The following is a 2,524-nucleotide window of genomic DNA, read 5'->3' on the forward strand; positions in this document are numbered from 1 at the left end:
ATCAAGGTCAAGGTGATGGGTCTGAGGTCGCACATCCCAGACGGGGCCGGCGGCAAGAGGAAGCTCCCATTTGTTCTACTTGCGCAGGTCAAGGACGCGGTGAGGCTGGAGGACTTCTCTTCTGAAGTCGACTTGACACCAGAGCAGTCCGAGTACATAAGGAAGGAACTGAAGACGGATGCATGGACACCGGTGGCCATCTGGTCTCCCAAGAACGTTGGCCCTACTGACAGAGAGTCCCTCCTCGCACTGCTTGCCCAGGCCAAAGAATACATGCGCGGAGTGTTCTTTCACGAACCCTCACAAGCAGGCTGGCCGCCATTCGCAGAGACCGAGGTGCTTAAGCCGTAGTCGTCTCACGAGTCTGTCATGCCACAGGTCTATCGGAGTGACTCAGCCCAATCGGTGGACGCCAATGGATATGTCCGCAGATATGTAGCCAGCGTATCTCTACAGCGGGGAGTGACCTCGGCCGGATTCATACTTGTGACTATATCCCCGGGGGTCCGGACCTCAAGACACCGACATGATCATCTCACGGAGACCTTCGTCGCTATGACTCGCATCTTAGCACGAGTAGACGATGATCTGTATGACTTGGCAAAGGGAGACATACTAGTCGTCGCGCCCGGGGAGGCACACTCCTTTGAGACGCCTGCGGGGTCCAGTGGTGAACTCATTGCCATAAAGATGCCAGACTTACACCACGACAAGGTTGACATACCAGACACAGAGACTTGAGAGACGACCCACGTAGACAGACTAGACGATACATCCATTCTACTTAATAAAGGAGCAATCGAAACTAGGTGTATGCACGCAGTAGGAAGAGTGATGACCCTCTGGGTCGTCATCATGCTTGTGCTGCCATTCGCTTTCCTTCCTAACGTGGAAGCATGGAAGGCAGGAGACGAGGCAGCCGTATTCGGTCACACCTTCTCAGAGGAGTACTGGACCAACAATTCAATACTCGTGGAAACTGGAGGCAACAACGCCTCTCTGACAGCATCATACGTGAGTATCGGCGAGTTCCAAGCCTTCATGGTTGCATTCAATGAGATATACAACCAGGGAACAAGGCTTGTGCTCCCCTACCAGCTGTTTGGCATGCACTACAAGACGCCCGAGAACAAGGAGGTATTCATCGGCGCGATATTCGCATTCCTTCTGGCTCACAATGAGAGCTACGGAGCCAATGACCTTCCCGACGTCGGACACGAGGCTGCATGGTACGTAGTGCCCTTGGCCTCAGGAGGACCTTGGCCAGACGTCCAGACGGAGGTAGAGCCGATCAACGCAACGAAGATTGCTGAAGGTCACTATCGTTTCGGAATGAGATACACAAACCTCAGCTGTCGTATTGTGGACACCACAGGAGGCTTCTGGCTCAGCCTGCTCCTGCCAATCTTCGAGGTGTTGATATCTGAACTCGTCATTCAATATGACATAGAAGTCGGCTCCGCGGGAGAGATCCATGCAGAGACCCTCTACACTATTGGTCAGGTTCGACGGGCCAAGCTCCTCGGCTTCGATGTCGATCCGCAGGATGTGATAACCGATTCGATGCGAATCAGCGCTGTGCACTATCTCACGGTGTTCACGAGCAAGTACAACGTCACGAGAAGTGGGACGGGAACCACAGTGCCCAAGCCCACGGCAACCATGCCTCTCAGTGACAATATCACCATCAAGGTGGGAGACAACAACGAGCGTGCGTTTGACATCGGACTTGGACGCTCATACGCGTTGCTCAACGAGTCAACCACCCCCTACTCGGTCCTGTCACCAGATGAGACCGCCATCAACTGTCTGTTGGAGGCGACTGGAGGCGACTTCCTTCTGATTGCGTGGCAGCTGCCATTCTCCGCATGGGTGCTTGCACACATGGCATACGGACTGTCAGCCCAGCTGAGAGCGACCTATGCCACTGTCAACGCCTTTGCCAACAATGCAGCAACGGCCTTCGGTACGAGCGACTGGTGGTACGCAGTCACGTTCCCTGAGTGGAATGGGTACAGAGTCCAGCAAGACCCTGTCTACGTCGCGTACACCAATGTGGGCCTCCTTGGAGGAAGCACAGGAGGAGGTCTCGGCCTGTTGGTCATCCTCGGACTTGTCGCTGTGGTTGGCCTAGTGGTCATTACTCGAAGGAAGCACTAGAGACAACAACTGACTTCCATTAGTGTGCGGGGACCTTCAGGGTCCCCTTCTTCTTTGTCTTCTTCTCTTCGCAACTGTGAAGCTCAGACAGAGCTCTTGCCAGTTGAACAGAGGATGTCTAGCCCCTTGCCTCCTTCTCGTACGGCACACCGACGGACTTGGGTGGGATGGACCTCCTAATCCCGGCCAGTGCGATGATCACGAAGACATATGGGATCATCTGAACGAAGTCGGAGTAGCCGGGGTAGAACTGGAGGCCTTCTATCACGACTCTCACACCCATCAGAAAGCCGAAGAACAATGCCGCAAGGAAGCATCCGAGTGGAGTCCAGTTTCCGAAGATCAAGGCGGCCAGCGAGATGAA

At 54.5% G+C, this 2,524-nt stretch carries 4 protein-coding genes; 3 read left to right on the forward strand and 1 reads right to left on the reverse strand.

Translation table 11 applies throughout. The features are described from left to right. The 3 genes from HXY34_13250 to HXY34_13260 form a co-directional block, all read left to right on the forward strand. The coding region (locus HXY34_13250) for a hypothetical protein (GenBank protein ID NWF97102.1) at window positions 1-351 on the forward strand (351 nt) is incomplete at its 5' end. 18 nt (window positions 352-369) lie between these two features. Further along, window positions 370-741, forward strand: coding sequence for a cupin domain-containing protein (locus tag HXY34_13255; GenBank protein NWF97103.1), 372 nt, complete (start codon window positions 370-372; stop codon window positions 739-741). 90 nt (window positions 742-831) lie between these two features. Next, window positions 832-2,160, forward strand: a complete 1,329-nt coding sequence (locus HXY34_13260) for a hypothetical protein (GenBank protein ID NWF97104.1) — start codon at window positions 832-834, stop codon at window positions 2,158-2,160. A 118-nt stretch (window positions 2,161-2,278) separates the two neighbouring features. On the opposite strand, the gene HXY34_13265 is transcribed toward HXY34_13260, so the two are convergent. After that, window positions 2,279-2,506 carry a hypothetical protein gene (locus HXY34_13265; GenBank protein ID NWF97105.1) on the reverse strand — a complete coding sequence of 76 codons (228 nt, stop codon included), beginning with the start codon at window positions 2,504-2,506 and terminating at the stop codon, window positions 2,279-2,281. Window positions 2,507-2,524: the final 18 nt, after the last annotated feature.

It is taken from the genome of Candidatus Thorarchaeota archaeon (assembly GCA_013388835.1).
Lineage (GTDB): Archaea > Asgardarchaeota > Thorarchaeia > Thorarchaeales > Thorarchaeaceae > JACAEL01.